The organism is Amycolatopsis sp. NPDC049691 (assembly GCF_040675005.1).
Classification (GTDB): Bacteria; Actinomycetota; Actinomycetes; order Mycobacteriales; family Pseudonocardiaceae; genus Amycolatopsis.
This window is the reverse complement of record NZ_JBFANX010000004.1, coordinates 285,366-302,004: the sequence shown is the minus strand read 5'-3', so window position 1 is coordinate 302,004 and position 16,639 is coordinate 285,366. Positions and strand designations below refer to the sequence as shown.

The following is a 16,639-nucleotide window of genomic DNA, read 5'->3' as shown; positions in this document are numbered from 1 at the left end:
CCCGGCCCCGGCATGCACAGCACCACCGGGGCCGCCCCGCTCGGGCTCAGCCGAGGGTGTGCCTGGCCGTGCCGATCGCGGCCGTCTCGTCGGCCGCGGCGAACCGTTCCCCAGTGCTGGTTTCGCGCATTTCGAACTCCCCAGTTCACGCCCGTACCGGTGTACGGGACTCGCGCGAGGGTAGAAGTACCGTCGTCGTCAAATCCAGCGTTTCGGCGGAATTCGCGGAGATCAAGCACGACGGCGCCAGATCAGGCGGGTGATCGCCGCCGCGACCGCCGCCGGCGCGGGCCGGCGGGGCAGCCCGCGGGCCTCGGGCGCGGACTCCCGCATCGCCGAGTACGCCAGGTGCGCGGCGAACCGCGCGACCCGCGGCGCGGCGAGCGTCGCCAGCTCGGCGGCCCGGCCCTCGGGCAGGCTCAGGATCTCCGGCCGCTCCTCCAAGGCCTTCACGACGAGCGCGGCCGCACGCTCCGGGCTGCTCGACGGGATGCCGCGGTACCCGGTCGGCGCGATCATCGGCGTCCGCACCAGCGGCATCCGCACCGACGTGAACGTGACGCCGTCGGAGAGCGTCTCGCGCCCGGCCGTCAGCCCGAACTCCTCCAGCGCGGCCTTCGACGCCAGGTACGCCGAAAAGCGCGGGGTGTCGGTCTGCAGGCCCTGGGTCGTCACGTTGACGACGTGGCCGAAGCGCCGCCGCGCCATCGACGGCAGGAACCCGAGGATCAGCCGCACCGGCCCGAAGTAGTTGATCGCCATCGTGCGCTCGAAGTCGTGGAAGCGTTCGGTGGACAGCGCGACCGAGCGCCGGATCGACCGGCCGGCGTTGTTCACCAGCATGTCGACCGCGCCGTGCTCGCCGAGGACGTCCTTGACCAGCGCGTCGACGGCGTCGCCGTCGGTGAGGTCGCACGGGTACGCCGCGGCGACGCCGCCGGCCGCGGTGATCTCGTCGCGGACCTCGGCCAGCTCCGACTCCCGCCGCGCCACGAGGATCACCTTCGCGCCCTTGCGCGCCACGGCGAGCGCCGACGCCCGGCCGATCCCCGACGACGCGCCGGTGATCAGCACCGTCCGACCGGCCAGCCCGGGCCGGCGCCGGGCGCGGTCGGGGTCGAGGTGGGCCTGCCAGTACCGGTAGAGCGGCGCGGCGTAGTCCCGCAGCTCCGGCAGCTCGATCCCGCTGCCGAACAACGCGGTCGTCGTCCGCGCGGTGTCGAAGACGACGTCCATGCCGAGGTGCGACAGCACGTCCAGCGGGATGCCGAGTTCGTCCAGAACGGCGGCGCGGGTGGCCCGGCCGCCGGGCACGCGGTCGACGCCGCCGGCCGCCGCGTGTGCGAGCCGGGTGCCCACGCGCCGCACCACACCGGGCAGTTCGGCCCGGACCCGCGGTCCGCCGGCCGCGCGCGCGAAGGCGTTGTAGACGGAGTTGAGCGACTGCGGCCGCGCGGCGGCGAGGTGGTAGGTCGCCCCGGACGGCGCGTCCTGGTGCATCAGGTACTCCATCGCCTCGACGACGTAGTCGACCGGCACCAGGTTCGTCGCGCCCAGGTCGGGTGCGGCCAGCGGGAGCCGCGCGGGCAGGGCGGCCAGCCGCGAGATGGCGGGCAGGAAGAAGTACGGGCCGTCGACCTTGTCCATCTCGCCGGTGCGCGAGTCGCCGACGACGGCCGACGGCCGGTAGACGCGGAAGGGCAGGGACTGCTCGCGGACGAGCTTCTCGGCCTGGAACTTCGTCGCGTGGTACGGCGAAGGGAAGTGCTGCCCGAGGTCGAAGTCGGCCTCGGTGAACCGCCCGGCGTGGTCGCCCGCGACGGCGATCGAGGACACGTGGTGCACCAGCCCCGCCCCGGCCGCGGCGGCGAAGGCGAGCAGGTGCCGCGTGCCGTCGACGTTGGCGTGCCGGTTGGCCTCTTCGCCGGCGGTGAGGTCGTAGAGCGCGCCGAGGTGGACGACGTGGTCGAGGTGGGGGAGCACGGCGGGGTCGGCGCCGAGCCGCGGTTCGGCGAGGTCGCCGACCACCGGGTGCAGCTTCTCCGCGCCGGGCCAGGCCGCGGCCAAGGCGGTCAGGCGCTCGCGGGAGGTCTCGCGGACCAAGGCGTACACGGCGGACGTCTCCGGCCGCCGCAGCAGGCGGGCGACCAGGCGCTTCCCGATGAAGCCCGTCGCGCCCGTCACGAAGTAGGTCGTCATGGCCGGTCCCTTCGGTAGGGCACCGACTCTAACCTACTGGAAAGTAGGAACGGTAGTTGTCAGGTTTCGGTCGTCTCGTCGGCGGTCGCCACGACGGCGTCGCGCAGGGCGGCGCGCAGCCGTCCGACGTCGAGCGGGCCCAGTACGGCCGCTTCACCCGGCGGCGCGACCAGCACCACCTTGTCGTTGCTGACGAACACCGTCACGTCCCTGCGCCTGCCGGCCAGATCCCGGCAGCCGACCGACCATTCGCCCCGACTCATGGTCGCCGCCCTCCGTCTTCTCCTGGTGGTCTTTCTGCTGGTGGTCGTGCTCCGTGCGAAGAGGGGAGCGCGGCGCGGAGGCGCTATGACGCCGGTTCACCCGATCTGCCTACTCGCGGGTTTTCTCTTGCGCTTCGCGGATTTCCGGCGTATCCCCCGGTCGTGGCGACGCCCGTTCGGGAGTACCGTCCGCACCGTCTCGTCGACGTGGGAGGTCACTGATGTCGGAGCCGCGGAAGATCGTCATCGTCGGTGCGGGCCTGGGCGGGGCGTCCGCCGCGGGTGCGTTGCGCGAACGCGGCTACACCGGCGAAGTCCTGCTGATGGGGTCCGACCCGCACCGGCCGTACGAGCTGCCGGCGCTGTCGAAGGGCGTCCTGCTCGGCAACGGCGACGAACCCGACTGGGTGCACGAGGAGAAGTTCTACGCGGAGAAGGACATCCGGTTCACCCCCGGCGTCACGGCGACCCGGATCGAGCTGGGTGCCCGCCTGGTGCTGGACGACGCCGGCGGCGAGCACCGCTACGACCGCCTCGTCCTGGCGACCGGCTCCCGGCCGCGCTCGCTCCCCGTCCCGGGCGGCGACCTGCCCGGGCTGTACACACTGCGCAGCCTCGACGACTCGCTCAAGCTGCGCTCGGCGTTCGCCGAAGCGGAGCGCGTGGTGATCGTCGGTGCCGGCTGGCTCGGCTCGGAGGCCGCGGCGGCGGCGAGGACGCACAACGCGGACGTGACGGTCGTGGACCCGGTACCGGTCCCGCTGGCGAACGTCGTCGGCGAGATGATCGGCGGGGTGTTCCGGGACCTGCACGTGGCGAACGGGGTGCACTACCGCTTGGGGGAGCAGGTCGCGGAGATCACGGGCGGCCCGGACGGCGTCCGCGGGGTCCGGCTCGGCAACGGCGAGGAGCTCACGGCGGACGTGGTCCTGATCGCGGTCGGCGCGGCACCCCGGGTCGAGCTGGCCCACGCGGCGGGCCTGGAACTGTCCGACGACGGCGGGGTGGCGGTGGACGCGGGCCTGCGCACGGCGGCCCCGGACGTGTACGCGGTGGGCGACATCGCGGCGCACTTCCACCCGCGCTACGGGCGCCGCATCCGCGTCGAGCACTGGGCGAACGCGAAGGACCAGGGGACGCACGTGGCGCAGAACCTGCTGGGGGAGAACGAGCCGTTCCTCAAGTCGCCGTACTTCTTCACCGACCAGTACGACCTGGGGTGCGAGTACCGCGGTCTCGCGGACCCGGCTTCGGACGAGCTGGTCGTCCGCGGCGACCTGGCGTCCCGGGAGTTCACGGCGTTCTGGCTGCGCGACGGCGAAGTCGCGGCGGCGATGAACGTGAACATGTGGGACGACGGGGATGCGTTGGGAGCCTTGGTGGACGGCCGCGCGAAGGTGACGGCCGAACAGCTCAAGACGGCGGATCTGGCGTCGCTCGGCTGAGGCGTTCGCGGAGCAGCGCGTCGAGCCGCCGCCAAGCGGGTGACGACGCGTTGACCGCGCCCTGCACCAATGCCGGGATCGCGGAATCCCGGTCGTACGAAGGCAGTGCGGCGCCGTAGCGCGCCCGGGTCGCCGACACGAGCCGCTCGGCCAGCGCGTCGACGCGGGGGTCGTGCGGGTCGAGGTCGTGCACCCGGTCGTACTCGAGGACCAGTTCGAGCAGGGCCGGATCCGCCAGCATCGACGACTGGTCCCGGAAGTTCGCGCGAGCCGTCTCGGGGTGGGTGGCGAACACCAGCAGCCACAAGTCGTTCTGCAGCGCGACCCAGCGTTCGCTGAACCCGAGACCGGCCAAGCCCGCGAGGTGGTCCACGACGTCCACGGGCAATGCGGACAGCCGGCCGTCGGCGAGCCGCCGCAACTTCTCCCGGGTGGCTCGCAGCTCGCGGATGCGGGCGGCGAGGTCGTCGTCGATCTGCTTGAGCGCCGGAAGGAGGCCGTCACCCGAACGGAGGTCGCGGATGCGCGCCAGCGGCACGCCCGCCTCGGCCAGCGTCCGGATCTTGATCAGCTCGACGGCGTCGGCCGCGCCGTAGCGGCGGTAGCCGGACGCGTCGCGCGGCGGCTCCGGGAGGAGTCCCTTCGCGTGGTAGACGCGGATCGCCTTGGTCGTCACCCCGACGTACGCGGCGAGCTGTCCGATGGTGAGCACGCCGCCATCGTCGCACTTGACCTTGCCCCAGGGGCAAGGTTGCAGGATGCCCGGCATGGCGGACTACGAGATCCTGCGCGCGCTGGCCGACGAGGGCAACGAAACGGCGCTCGACCGGCTCGCCGACCTCGCCGACGCCCGCGGCGACGTCGACGGGCTGAGCGAACTGCTGGACGAGGGCTGCGACCACGCCGGCGCGCTGCTGACCCGCCGCGCGGTCGCCGCGGGCGACCTCCTGGAGCTGCAGCGGATCGCCGACGCCGGCCACGAACCGGCCGCGGCCGAACTCGAGCGCCTCCTGTCGTGAGTGGCCAGGGCGGTGCTAACCGTCCTGACCATTCACGACGACTCGCGCCGGGCGGGCCAGGAGCAGAAATGCCAGCAGCGCCAGCACGGCGAACCCCGCCATGGTCGCGGCCATCGGCACCGCCGTCCCCGGCCCGCCGAGCCCGACCAGCGGCGTCGCCATGGCGCCCACCACGAACTGCAGCACGCCCAGCAACGCCGACGCCGCCCCCGCCGACCGGGCGTGCGAAGCCAGCGCCAGCGAACTCGCGTTCGGCGTCACCAGCCCGACGCTCGACACGAGCAGGAACAACGACACCAAGAGGAAAGCCAGCGGAGCCCGGGTCAACGCGGACACCAGGACAAGCGCCCCGCCGAGAACCCCCTGCAGCAGCCCGGAAAGCAGCAGGACCCGCTCGGACACCCGTCCCACGAGCCGCCTGTTGAGCCGGCCCGCCAGCACGATGCCGACGCCGTTGGCCCCGAACACGACGCTGTACGCCTGCGGACTCAGCCCGTACCCGCCCTGCAACGCGAACGAAGACCCCGAGATGTAGGCGAACATCGCCGCGAACAGCAGCCCGGACGCCAGTGCGTACCCGGCGAACGACCGGTCGAGCGCCAGCCGCCCGTAGGTCCGCATCACCTGCCCGAGCCGCGCGGGAGACCGCGAAACCGACGGCTCGGGCAGGAAGAACGCCACCGCGGCCAGCAGCAGCGTCCCGAACGCCGTCAGCACCACGAACACCCCGCGCCAGGACGTCCAGTTCAGCAGCTGCCCGCCGAGCAGCGGCGCGAGGATCGGGGCCAGCCCGCTGACGAGCATCAGCGTCGAGAAGAACTTGGTCATCGCGGTGCCGGAGAACAGGTCGCGCACGGTGGCGCGGGCGATCACGATGCCTGCGGCCGCGCCGAGGGCCTGCACCAGCCGCGCCGCGACCAGCAGCCACGCGTCCGGGCTCACCGCGCACAGCACCGACCCCACCACGTACAGCACGAGCCCCGCCAGCAGCGGACGGCGGCGGCCGAGGGAGTCCGACAGCGGGCCGACCACCAGCTGTCCCAGCGCCAGGCCCGCGATGAACGCGCTGAGCGTCAGCTGGACCGTCGTGTCCGCCGCGTGCAGGTCGGCCGCCATCCGCGGCAGCGCGGGCAGGTACATGTCGATCGACAGCGGCCCGAACGCCGAGAGCCCGCCCAGGACGAGGACGAACTTCAGCTGCGACCGCCCGCTCGGCGCGGTACGTTCCGCCGTGGGGGTCATGTGCCTCCCGTAGGTCCTGATTCCGACCAGCGACGCGGTGACCTGCGCTATTCCGGCTGTGATCGGTGACACGGCGTGCTCGAATGAGCACTGAACCGGTACTGATCCGATCAATTTTCCGGCCGATTGGGCGTCAGCTCTAGATCGAGCGAACGGGCTGCGATATACATCGGATGTCTGGTCGGGCGGGTGAAGGGAAAATCCGTGCAGCTTGTGCGTCTCGGGGAGCCGGGGAGTGAGCGTCCGTTCGTGCGTGCCGACGACGGTACGGCCTACGAGCTGGGCGGGCTGACCGCCGACATCGACGGCGGTTTCCTCGCCGCGGACGGCGTCGCCCGCGCGGCCGCCGCGCTCGCCGCCGGGGACCTGCCGAAGGCCGACGTCGGGGAACTGCGGGTCGGTTCGCCCGTCGCCCAGCCGGGCAAGGTCGTCTGCATCGGCATGAACTACCGCCGCCACGCCGAGGAAACCGGCGCGACGCCGCCGACCGAGCCGGTCGTCTTCATGAAGGCGCCGGACGTCGTGGTCGGCCCCGGCGACGACGTCCTCATCCCGCGCGGCTCCACGAGCACCGACTGGGAGGTCGAACTCGGCGTCGTCATCGGCAAGACCGCGCGCTACCTCGAGAGCGTCGACGAAGCCCTGGACTACGTCGCCGGTTACGTCGTCTCGAACGACGTCTCCGAGCGCGCGCTGCAGTTCCGCACCGCCCAGTGGGACAAGGGCAAGTCGTGCGAGAACTTCAACCCGCTCGGCCCGGCGCTGGTCCCGGCGAGCGAGGTGCCCGACCCCCAGGACCTCGGCCTGCGGTTGTGGGTCAACGGCGAGAAGAAGCAGGACTCGTCCACCAAGGACATGATCTTCAGCGTGGCCGAGATCGTCCACCACCTGAGCCAGGTGATGGTGCTGCGGCCGGGCGACCTGATCAACACCGGCACGCCCGAAGGCGTCGCGCTCGGGCAGCCCGACCCCAAGCCCTACCTGCGTGACGGCGATGTCATCGAGCTCGAGATCGACGGGCTCGGCAGGCAGTGCCAGGTCGCGAGGCAGGCCTGACGATGGCGAAGATCACCGGCATGGAGGTCCTCGACGTCCGGTTCCCGACGTCGAAGGAGCTGGACGGCTCGGACGCGATGAACCCCGACCCGGACTACTCGGCCGCCTACGTCGTGCTGCACACCGACGGCGGCCCGGACGGCTACGGCCTCGCGTTCACCATCGGCCGCGGCAACGACGTCCAGGCCGCGGCGATCCGCGCGCTCGCCCCGCACGTCGTCGGCCGGGACGTCCCGGAGGACGCGGCCGCCCTCGGCGACCTGTCCCGCACGCTCGTCGGCGACTCGCAGTTCCGCTGGCTGGGTCCGGAAAAGGGCGTCGCGCACATGGCCGTCGGCGCGATCGTCAACGCCGCGTGGGACCTCGCCGCGCGGCGCGCGAACCTGCCCGTCTGGCGGTTCGCGGCGCGCATGACCCCCGAAGAACTGGTGTCGCTGGTCGACTTCCGCTACCTGTCCGACGCGCTCACCGAGGCCGAGGCGCTGGAGATCCTGCGGCGCGCGGAACCCGGTCGGGCCGAGCGCGTGAAGCAGCTCGAAGCCCACGGCTACCGCGCCTACAGCACGTCTCCCGGCTGGCTCGGGTACTCCGACGCGAAGCTCGTGCGGCTGGCCGAACAGGCCGTCGCCGACGGCTTCGAGATGATCAAGCTGAAGGTCGGCGGCAACCTCGACGACGACGTCCGGCGGATGAAGCTGGCCCGCGAGACGGTCGGGCCCGACGTCCGGATCGCCGTCGACGCCAACCAGCGCTGGGACGTCTCGGCCGCGGTCACCTGGATGACCGCGCTCGCGCCGTACGACCCGTACTGGATCGAGGAACCGACGTCCCCGGACGACGTCCTCGGCCACGCGGCCATCGCGAAAGCGCTTGCGCCCATCCGCGTCGCGACCGGCGAGCACGTCCAGAACCGCGTGGTCTTCAAGCAACTGTTGCAGGCGGACGCCATCTCCGTGCTGCAGCTGGACGCCGCGCGCGTCGGCGGGTTCAACGAGAACCTGGCGATCCTGTTGCTCGCGGCCAAGTTCGGCGTCCCGGTGTGCCCGCACGCCGGTGGCGTCGGACTCTGCGAACTCGTCCGGCACCTCTCGATGTTCGACTTCGTGGCGGTGTCCGGCACCGACGCGGACCGCTCGATCGAGTGGGTCGACCACCTGCACGAGCACTTCACCGACCCGGCCGTCGTCGAGCGCGGCCGGTACCTCGCCCCGACCGCACCCGGGTTCTCCGCGCGCATGCACGACGCCACGCTGCGCCGGTTCCGCTTCCCGGACGGTCCCGAGTGGACGGAGACCGCAAGTGAGTGAATTCGAGGGCCTGGTGGCCGCCGTCACCGGAGGCGCCTCGGGCATCGGCAAGGCGGCCGCGGACCTGCTGGCCGAGCGCGGCGCGCAGGTGGCCGTGCTGGACCTGAAACCCGGAGACGACGGCTTCCGCTGCGACGTCTCCTCGGACGACGAAGTGCGCAGCGCGATCGACGCCGTCATGGAACGCTTCGGTCGCCTCGACATCCTGGTCAACAACGCCGGGATCGGTGCGCAGGGCGACGTCACGGCCAACGACGACGACGAGTGGCACCGCGTGTTCGACGTCAACGTCGTCGGCATGGTCCGGCTCGCCCGGGCCGCGCTGCCGCACCTGAAGAACTCGCCGTCCGCGGCGATCGTCAACACCTGCTCCATCGCGGCCTGGGCGGGCCTGCCCAACCGCGCGCTCTACTCGGCCACCAAGGGCGCGGTGCTCTCGCTGACCCTGGCCATGGCGACCGACCACCTGCCCGACCGGATCCGCGTCAACTGCGTGTGCCCGGGCACGGCGGACACCCCGTGGGTGGGCCGGCTCCTCGACGCCGCCGACGACCCCGCGGCCGAACGCGCGGCCCTCGCGGCCCGCCAGCCGATGGGCCGGCTGGTCACCGCCGACGAGGTCGCGAACGCGATCGTCTACCTCGCGAGTCCCCTTTCCGCGTCGACCACCGGCACCGCGCTCGCGGTCGACGGCGGCATGTACGGCCTGCGCCCGCGCGGCCCGGTGCAACCCCAGTAAGACTTTCCGCTGTCATCAAGGAGGATGCGGTGCGCAATAGGGTGATCCAGGTGGCCGCCACGGCCGCCGTCTGCGGTCTGGTGCTGGCCGCCTGCGGGTCCACTAAGGACAATGCGGCGGCGCCCGCGGCGGGCGGCGGCGCGGGCGGCAAGGTCGGGGCCACGCTGCCCCTGCTGACCTCGCCGTTCTGGCAGGCCTACAACAACTACGTGCCCAAGATGGCCAAGGAGGAGGGCGTCGACGTCCTCCCGACGGTCAACGCCGACAGCGACCCGGCCAAGCTGATCACCGACATCGGCACCTTCCTCAACCAGGGCGTGAAGGGCCTGGTCGTGACGCCGCTGGACTCGGCCGCCATCGTCGCCGGGCTCAAGCAGGCGGAGAACAAGGGCGTGCCGGTCGTCGCCGTCGACGTCGCTCCCGAGAGCGGCAAGGTCGCCATGGTCGTACGGGCCGACAACAAGGCCTACGGCACCAAGGCGTGCGACGCGATCGGCGAGAAGGTCAAGTCCGGCAAGGTCGTGCAGATCATGGGCGACCTGGCTTCGGTCAACGGCCGCGACCGCTCGGAAGCCTTCCGCGACTGCATGAAGTCGAAGTACCCGGGCATCCAGGTGCTGGAGATCCCGGCCGAGTGGAAGGCCGACAAGGCTTCCTCCGGTTTGGACAGCATGCTGACCGCCAACCCGGACATCAAGGGCGTCTACATGCAGGCCGGCGGCGTCTACCTGGCCCCGACCGAGCAGGCCCTCAAGCGCAAGAACCTGTTCTTCCCGGTCGGCGACCCGAAGCACATCGTGCTCGTGTCCAACGACGGCATCCCCCAGGAACTGGCCGCGATCCGCGCCGGCGAGCTGGACGCCACCGTGTCCCAGCCGGCCGACGCGTACGCGAAGTACGGCCTGTACTGGCTGAAGAAGGCCATGGCGGGCGAGACGTTCAAGGCCGGGCCGACCGACCACGGCAGCACGGTCGTGGAGATCAGCCCCGGCATCCTCGAAGACCAGCTGCCCGCGCCCGTCATCACCAAGGACAACGTGGACGACAAGGCCCTCTGGGGGAACAACCTGTGACCGCGCTGCCCGCCGGCGAATCCGCCGTCCCGGTGGTCAGCGCCGTAGGTGTCGGAAAGCGCTACGGCCCGACCGTGGCGCTGCACGACGTCAGCCTCACCGTGCACCCCGGCGAGTCGCACGCGCTCGTCGGGCGCAACGGGGCCGGCAAGTCGACGCTCGTCTCCATCCTCACCGGCCTGTCCGCCACGGACACCGGGCACGTCGAGTTCGGCGGCGAGCCGGCCCCGCCACTGTCCAAACAGGACGACTGGAAGGCGCGCGTCGCCTGCGTGTACCAGCACGCGATGGTCGTCCCGCAGCTCACCGTCGCCGAAAACCTGTTCCTCAACCGGCAGGCGGGCGGCGGGTTCTCGATCGGCTGGAAGTCGTTGCGGCGCAAGGCCCGCGAGCTGCTCGACTCGTGGGACGTGCACGTCGACGTCGACACCCCGGCCGGCGAGCTGTCGGTCGAGGACCGGCAGTTCGTCGAGATCGCCCGCGCGCTGTCCTACGGCGCCCGGTTCATCGTCCTCGACGAGCCGACCGCGCAGCTGGACAGCCAGGCCATCGAGCGGCTCTTCGAGCGGATGCGCCAGATGCAGGCGGGCGGGGTGACGTTCCTGTTCATCTCGCACCACCTGCACGAGGTGTACGAGGTCTGCCAGGCCGTCACGGTGCTGCGCGACGCGAAGCACGTGCTCACCGCGCCGGTGTCCGAGGTCGGGAAAGCCCAGCTGGTGGACGCGATGACCGGCGAACCCGGCGGCCTGTCGGTCCGTGACGCCGCTTCCCGGGAGTCGCTGGAAGCGGACGCCGCCGAAATCCTTTCGGTGGACGGGCTCTCCGGCGACGGCTTCCGCGACGTCTCCTTCCGGCTGCGACGCGGCGAAGTCGTCGGGCTCGCGGGCAGCAACGCCAGCGGCAAGCACCAGGTCGCCGAGACGGTGTACGGCCTGCGGCCGCCGTCGGCGGGCACGATCCGCGTCGACGGGAAGCCGCTGCGACCGGGCGACATCCCGGCGGCGATCCGGGCCGGCATCGGCTGCGTGCCGCGCGACCGGCACCACGAAGGCCTGGTCCTGGAGCACTCGATCGCCGACAACGCCACTCTGTCCATTTTGGACCGGATCGGCCGCGGCGGGATCGCGTCCCCCTCCGCCCGGCGCGCGAAGGCCACGCAGGCGCTCGCCGACTACGACATCGTGGCCGCGAGCGCCGAGCAGCCCGTGTCGGACCTCTCCGGCGGCAACCAGCAGAAAGTCGTGCTGGCGCGGGCGCTGATCGGCGATCCGCGGGTCGTGGTGCTGATCAACCCGACGGCCGGGGTGGACGTGAAGTCGAAGGAGGCGCTGCTCGCGGTCGTCGACCGGGTGCGCGCCGAGGGCAAGGCGGTGCTGATCGTCAGCGACGAGCTCGACGACCTGCGCCTGAGCGACCGGGTCCTGGTGCTGCGCGCCGGGGCCGTCGTCGCCGAACACCAGGCCGGGTGGTCCGACGGCGACCTCGTGGCCGACATCGAAGGAGTCGAGCTTTCGTGACCGACGTGATGACCTCCCCCACGACGCAGCTGCCCGCGCCACCCCGGCGACGCAAGGCCGTCTGGCTGCGTGAACTCGCGCTCCTGCCCGCTCTGGTCGTGGTGTTCGTGATCGGCGGCCTGGTCGACGACACGTTCGTCGGCTGGAGCAACATCGTCAGCATCCTGACCGCGTCGGCGGCGCTGTCGCTGGTCGTGCTCGGCGAGTCGTTGGTGCTGATCACCGGGAAGTTCGACCTGTCGCTGGAATCCACGATGGGCCTGGCGCCGGCGCTGGGGGCGATGGTGGTGATCCCGGCCGCGTCGGCCGGCTTCGGCGTCGAACTGCCCGCGGCGATCGGGCTCCTGATCATCCCGCTGTGCGGCGCGCTGGTCGGGTTCGTCAACGGCTTCCTGATCGTGAAGCTGAAGCTGAACGCCTTCATCGTGACGCTGGCGATGCTCACCGTGCTGCGCGGGGTGCAGGTCGGCTCGACCAAGGGCAAGACGCTGTTCAACCTGCCCGACTCGTTCACCGACCTGGCCACGACGACGTTCGCCGGGCTGCCGATGTCGGTGTGGCTGGCGGCGGTGCTGTTCGCGATCGCCGGCTGGGTGCTGCGCTACCACCGCGTCGGCCGCGCGCTGTACGCGATCGGCGGCAACCGCGAAGCCGCGCGAGCGGCGGGCGTGCGCGTCGACCGGATCGCGTGGGCGGTGTTCGTCGTCGCCGGAATCCTCGCGGCGATCGGCGGGCTCGCGTACACCGGTTACGTCGGGGCCTTGGGCGCGAACCAGGGATCCGGCATGATCCTGCAGGTGTTCGCGGCGGCGGTGATCGGCGGCGTCTCGCTCGACGGCGGCAAGGGCACCCTGGTCGGCGCCCTCACCGGCGTCCTGCTGCTGTCGTCGGTGTCGAGCCTGCTCAACTACGCGCACGTGACGGCGGAGTGGCAGGGCGCGATCTACGGCGCCATCATCCTGGTCGCGCTGATCATCGCCCGGTACGCGGGCGGAAAGCCCCAGACCTGATGGTCAGCCGGTGATCATCGGATCACTGTCAGGAGGCTTCCGCGGCCGGCCCGTCGTCGGAATCGGGCACCGTCGGGTCGTCCGCGGTGCCCAGGGCGTTGCGCAGCCACTGCTCGACGCCCGCGACGTGCACGGTCGCCCAGGAGCGCGCCAGCTCGGGCTCGCGCGCGGCGATGGCCTCGTAGATCGCCGTGTGCTGCTCCCGCGTCTTCGCGACCGCGCCCTCCTGGGTGAGGCCGCGCCAGATGCGGGCCCGGGCGGTCGGCCCGGAGAGGCTGTCGAGCAGCGAGCACAGCACCGGGTTGCCGGAGCCGTCGGCGATCTTGCGGTGGAACTGCAGGTCGTTGGCGACCAGCGCCTCGACGGTCGGGGAGTCCTCCAGCTCGCCCAGCAGCTGGCCGAGCTCGGTGATGTCGTCGTCGCTCATGTGCAGCGCGGCCAGCGCGGTCGCGGCCGGCTCCAGGATCCGCCGCACGGCGAGGAAGTCGAGCACGGTGTCGTCGCGGTGGAAGTCGACGACGAACGTCATCGCGTCGAGCAGCAGGTTCGGCTCGAGGCTGGTGACGTACGTGCCGTCGCCCTGCCGGACGTCGAGCACCCTGATCAGGCACAACGCCTTGACGGCCTCCCGCAGGGAGCTGCGCGAGAGCCCGAGCCGCTGGGCCAGCTCGGCCTCCTTCGGCAGCCGGTCGCCCGGCGCCAGCTCGCCGGAGATGATCATGTCCTTGATCTTGTCGATCGCGACATCGGTGACGGGCATCGCGTCCGCCCTCCCTGCAACAGACCTCGGATGTTTCGGTGTTCGACCCCAGCGTGCCATGACCCGGCCAAGGAGTGGTGATGACCCACCAACGCGAACCGCAAAGAGTGGCCCTGCATACGCGGCTCAAGCCCGGCAAGGAGGCCGAGTACGAGTCCGTCCACGCCGTGATCCCGCCCGAGCTGGACACCGCCCTGCGGGAAGCGGGGGTGCGCACCTGGCGGATCTGGCGTAACGGTCTCGACCTCTTCCACGTCGTCGAAGTCGACGACTACGCGGCGATGCGGGCGGCCCTGCGGGACCACCCCGCGAACGTCCCCTGGCAGGCCAGGATGGCCGAGCTGCTGGCCGTCGAAGACGACTACTCCGGCGGCGACACCGGCATCGGGCTGGTCTGGGAACTGCCGGAAAAGGAGTGACGGCGTTGGAACTCTCCCTGTCCCCGCTGGGGCTCGGCTGCGCGCAGCTCGGCAACCTCTACCACGCGATCAGCGACGACACCGCGGCCGCGACCGTGCGCCGCGCGTGGGACGAGGGCGTCCGCTACTTCGACACGGCACCGCACTACGGCCTCGGCCTCTCCGAGACCCGGCTCGGCGCGGCGCTGCGGTCGTTCCCCCGCGACGAGTACGTGCTGTCCACGAAGGTCGGCCGCGTGCTGGAGCCGAACCCGGACGGCGCCGGTGGTGTCGACGACCAGGGCTTCGCCGTCCCGGCCGCGTACAAGCGGCGCTGGGACTTCAGCCGCGACGGCGTCCTGCGGTCCTTCGAAGACAGCTTGACGCGGCTCGGGCTCGACCGCGTCGACATCGTCTACGTCCACGACCCCGACGACCACTTCGAGGAAGCCCTGCGCGGCGCCTTCCCGGCGTTGCGCGAACTGCGCGAGCAGGGCGTGATCCGCGCGTTCGGCGCCGGGATGAACCAGGCGCCGATGCTGGCGGAGTTCGTCCGCCGCACCGATCTCGACGTGCTGCTGGTGGCGGGGCGCTACACGCTGCTCGACCAGCCGGCGCTCGACGAGCTGCTGCCGCTCTGCCTCGACCGCGGCGTCGCCGTCGTCGCCGGCGGTGCGTTCAACGGCGGCATCCTGGCGACGGCCGAGCCGGGCCGCTTCTACGACTACGCCGAGGCCCCGGCGGAACTCGTCGAGCGGGCCGGGAAGATCGCGGCGATCTGCGCGCGCCACGGCGTCGAGCTGCCGGAAGCGGCGCTGGCCCTGCCGATGGCGCATCCCGCGGTGGCGTCCGTCGTCGTGGGCGCGCATGATCCTGCGCAGGTCAGCGTCAACGCGCGGCGCGCGCGGGCCGCGGTGCCGCCGGCGCTGTGGACCGACCTGGTCGATGCGGGCTTGCTGCGCCCCGACGTCGTTCTCGCCGAAGGAGTCTCATGATCGACGCGCACCACCACCTCTGGGACCCCTCGCGGCGCGAGTACCCGTGGATGGCGGGGGCGGAGCTGGACCCGATCCGCCGTCCGTACACGGTGGACGACCTGCGCGCGGTGACCAAGGCGGCCGGCGTGCACGCGACCGTGCTGGTCCAGACCGTGTCGTCGGCGGAAGAGACCGCGGAGTTCCTGTCGATCGCCGCCGCCGAGCCGGTCGTCGCGGGCGTCGTCGGCTGGGTGGACCTGGCGGCGCCGGACGTCGGGGATCGGCTGGCCGCGTTCGAAGGCCCCTTGGTGGGGATCCGGCACCAGGTGGAGAACGAGCCGGACGACGAGTGGCTGCTGCGTCCGGAGGTCGTCGCCGGGCTGAACGCGGTGGCGTCGGCGGGGTTGGCGTACGACCTGCTGGTCCGCGCGCCGCAGCTGCCCGCGGCGGCCTCGCTGGCGGCGCGGCTGCCGGAGCTGCGGCTGGTGCTGGACCACGCGGCGAAACCGCCGATCGCGGCGGGGGAGTGGGAGCCGTGGGCGTCGGGCGTCGCGGCGCTGGCCGCGCACGAGAACGTGGTCTGCAAGCTCTCCGGGCTGGTCACGGAGGCGGACTGGACGGGCTGGGAGGTCGGCCACCTGCGCCGGTACGTCGACCACGTGCTGGACGTCTTCGGCCCGGCGCGGCTGCTGTTCGGCTCGGACTGGCCGGTCTGCGAGCTGGCGGCGTCGTACGAGGTGGTCCTGGACGCGGCGATCGCGCTGACCGGCTCGCTGTCGGACGCCGAGCGGCTGGACGTGTTCGAGCACAACGCCCGCCGCGGCTACGGCTTGGATGCGAGCGGGGAAACCTCTTCCAGGGGGTAAAAGAGGTTTCCCCGCCCGCCGCTGGGGTGGCCTAGAACTCTTCGTCGCTGATCATGGCGCGCAGCCGCGTCAGGGCGCGGTGCTGCGTCACGCGGACGTTGCCCGCGGAGATGCCGAGCGCTTCGGCGGTCTCCTGCGCCGAGAAGCCGACGGCGATGCGCAGGGTCAGGATCTCCTGCTGCACGCGCGGCAGCGAGGCGAGCAGCCGGCCGAGCCGGGCGCCGAGGTCGAGGTGCAGCGCGTGGGACTCGGGCTCGTTGCCGGCGACCAGCGGGCGCTCCGGGAGCTCGGGGACGGGCTCGGAGCGGTCACGGGCGACGGCGCGGTAGGCGTCGGCGACCTTGTTGGCGGCGATCGCGTGGACGAGGTACAGGAAGGAGCCGCCGCGGTCCTGGTAGTCCGGAAGGGCCTTCAGGACTGCGAGGCAGACCTCCTGGGCGACGTCGTCGGCCGAGAGGTAGGAGAGGTCGCGGCCGCCCATCCGCGCGCGGCAGTACCGCACGACGACCGGCTCGATCATCTGGAGCAGGTTGTGGATCGCGGCGGGGTTGCCCTCGCCGGCGTCCTTGACCAGAGGGTCGAGGTCCTCCTTCGTCAGGCGTCCGCTCGGCCTCGGAGATGACTCCAGGGTGCGATAATCGCGAACGTCGGAAGCGGATTGCTCGGTGGTCCTCGGCGGTGCTGTCATGGTCGTCTCCCCGGCCGACCCTCGACCGTCGCTGCCGGGGGGCTCCACTCTCCGTGACTTTCCGGTTGCAGATCTTC

The 16,639-nt window shown here is 71.8% G+C and carries 17 protein-coding genes; 11 read left to right on the top strand and 6 right to left on the bottom strand.

The genetic code is table 11. The features are described from left to right. Nucleotides 1-231: 231 nt before the first annotated feature. Both AB0J40_RS11325 and AB0J40_RS11320 read right to left on the bottom strand, forming a co-directional pair. Entirely contained in the window at nucleotides 232-2,199 is a 1,968-nt protein-coding gene (locus tag AB0J40_RS11325) for an SDR family oxidoreductase (RefSeq protein WP_364450798.1), read from the bottom strand. 59 nt (nucleotides 2,200-2,258) lie between these two features. After that, the gene (locus AB0J40_RS11320; protein WP_364450795.1) at nucleotides 2,259-2,462 is read right to left on the bottom strand and encodes a hypothetical protein; all 204 of its coding nucleotides are present in this window, start codon (nucleotides 2,460-2,462) and stop codon (nucleotides 2,259-2,261) included. A gap of 221 nt (nucleotides 2,463-2,683) precedes the next feature. Here AB0J40_RS11320 and AB0J40_RS11315 point away from each other — a divergent pair, with 221 nt between their 5' ends. Next, nucleotides 2,684-3,907, top strand: a complete 1,224-nt coding sequence (locus AB0J40_RS11315; RefSeq protein WP_364450792.1) for an FAD-dependent oxidoreductase — start codon at nucleotides 2,684-2,686, stop codon at nucleotides 3,905-3,907. On the opposite strand, the gene AB0J40_RS11310 is transcribed toward AB0J40_RS11315, so the two are convergent. Then, complete coding sequence (locus tag AB0J40_RS11310; RefSeq protein WP_364450790.1) at nucleotides 3,876-4,619, bottom strand: MerR family transcriptional regulator; 744 nt, start codon at nucleotides 4,617-4,619, stop codon at nucleotides 3,876-3,878. The genes AB0J40_RS11315 and AB0J40_RS11310 overlap by 32 nt on opposite strands. A 46-nt stretch (nucleotides 4,620-4,665) precedes the next feature. Between AB0J40_RS11310 and AB0J40_RS11305 the strand changes: the two genes are divergently transcribed. Beyond that, entirely contained in the window at nucleotides 4,666-4,926 is a 261-nt protein-coding gene (locus AB0J40_RS11305; protein WP_364450788.1) for a hypothetical protein, read from the top strand. A 15-nt stretch (nucleotides 4,927-4,941) separates the two neighbouring features. Here AB0J40_RS11305 and AB0J40_RS11300 read toward each other — a convergent pair whose 3' ends face one another. Next, nucleotides 4,942-6,168 carry a multidrug effflux MFS transporter gene (locus AB0J40_RS11300; RefSeq protein ID WP_364450786.1) on the bottom strand — a complete coding sequence of 409 codons (1,227 nt, stop codon included), beginning with the start codon at nucleotides 6,166-6,168 and terminating at the stop codon, nucleotides 4,942-4,944. Between the two features lie 204 nt (nucleotides 6,169-6,372). Between AB0J40_RS11300 and AB0J40_RS11295 the strand changes: the two genes are divergently transcribed. From AB0J40_RS11295 to AB0J40_RS11270, 6 genes are read left to right on the top strand one after another with little or no spacing between them, the layout of a single operon-like run. Beyond that, entirely contained in the window at nucleotides 6,373-7,224 is an 852-nt protein-coding gene (locus AB0J40_RS11295; RefSeq protein ID WP_364450783.1) for a fumarylacetoacetate hydrolase family protein, read from the top strand. A gap of 2 nt (nucleotides 7,225-7,226) precedes the next feature. Next, entirely contained in the window at nucleotides 7,227-8,531 is a 1,305-nt protein-coding gene (locus AB0J40_RS11290) for an enolase C-terminal domain-like protein (protein ID WP_364450780.1), read from the top strand. Then, a complete protein-coding gene (locus AB0J40_RS11285; RefSeq protein WP_364450778.1) occupies nucleotides 8,524-9,270 on the top strand; it encodes an SDR family oxidoreductase in 747 nt (248 codons plus the stop codon). The genes AB0J40_RS11290 and AB0J40_RS11285 overlap by 8 nt, the downstream gene beginning before the upstream one ends. A gap of 41 nt (nucleotides 9,271-9,311) precedes the next feature. After that, nucleotides 9,312-10,343, top strand: a complete 1,032-nt coding sequence (locus AB0J40_RS11280) for a sugar ABC transporter substrate-binding protein (protein ID WP_364451363.1) — start codon at nucleotides 9,312-9,314, stop codon at nucleotides 10,341-10,343. Then, on the top strand, nucleotides 10,340-11,863 hold the full coding sequence (locus tag AB0J40_RS11275) for a sugar ABC transporter ATP-binding protein (protein WP_364450775.1): 1,524 nt from the start codon (nucleotides 10,340-10,342) through the stop codon (nucleotides 11,861-11,863). The genes AB0J40_RS11280 and AB0J40_RS11275 overlap by 4 nt, the downstream gene beginning before the upstream one ends. Next, nucleotides 11,860-12,873 carry an ABC transporter permease gene (locus AB0J40_RS11270; protein ID WP_364450772.1) on the top strand — a complete coding sequence of 338 codons (1,014 nt, stop codon included), beginning with the start codon at nucleotides 11,860-11,862 and terminating at the stop codon, nucleotides 12,871-12,873. Before AB0J40_RS11275 ends, AB0J40_RS11270 begins: the two co-directional genes overlap by 4 nt. 28 nt (nucleotides 12,874-12,901) lie before the next feature. Here the strand turns inward: AB0J40_RS11270 and AB0J40_RS11265 are convergent, their stop codons facing one another. Then, nucleotides 12,902-13,633, bottom strand: coding sequence for a FadR/GntR family transcriptional regulator (locus tag AB0J40_RS11265; RefSeq protein WP_364450769.1), 732 nt, complete (start codon nucleotides 13,631-13,633; stop codon nucleotides 12,902-12,904). Between the two features lie 80 nt (nucleotides 13,634-13,713). Between AB0J40_RS11265 and AB0J40_RS11260 the strand changes: the two genes are divergently transcribed. Genes AB0J40_RS11260 through AB0J40_RS11250 form a run of 3 tightly spaced genes read left to right on the top strand, consistent with a single transcriptional unit; the run spans nucleotide 13,714 to nucleotide 15,874 of the window. After that, nucleotides 13,714-14,052 (top strand): L-rhamnose mutarotase, encoded by a 339-nt coding sequence (locus tag AB0J40_RS11260; protein ID WP_364450767.1) that lies wholly within the window; start codon nucleotides 13,714-13,716, stop codon nucleotides 14,050-14,052. 5 nt (nucleotides 14,053-14,057) lie between these two features. Further along, the gene (locus AB0J40_RS11255; RefSeq protein WP_364450765.1) at nucleotides 14,058-15,026 is read left to right on the top strand and encodes an aldo/keto reductase; all 969 of its coding nucleotides are present in this window, start codon (nucleotides 14,058-14,060) and stop codon (nucleotides 15,024-15,026) included. Then, nucleotides 15,023-15,874: an amidohydrolase family protein gene (locus AB0J40_RS11250; protein WP_364450763.1), complete on the top strand. Its 852-nt coding sequence runs from the start codon at nucleotides 15,023-15,025 to the stop codon at nucleotides 15,872-15,874. Before AB0J40_RS11255 ends, AB0J40_RS11250 begins: the two co-directional genes overlap by 4 nt. 31 nt (nucleotides 15,875-15,905) lie before the next feature. Here AB0J40_RS11250 and shbA read toward each other — a convergent pair whose 3' ends face one another. Further along, on the bottom strand, nucleotides 15,906-16,562 hold the full coding sequence (shbA, locus tag AB0J40_RS11245; RefSeq protein ID WP_364450761.1) for an RNA polymerase sigma factor ShbA: 657 nt from the start codon (nucleotides 16,560-16,562) through the stop codon (nucleotides 15,906-15,908). Between the last annotated feature and the right edge of the window lie 77 nt (nucleotides 16,563-16,639).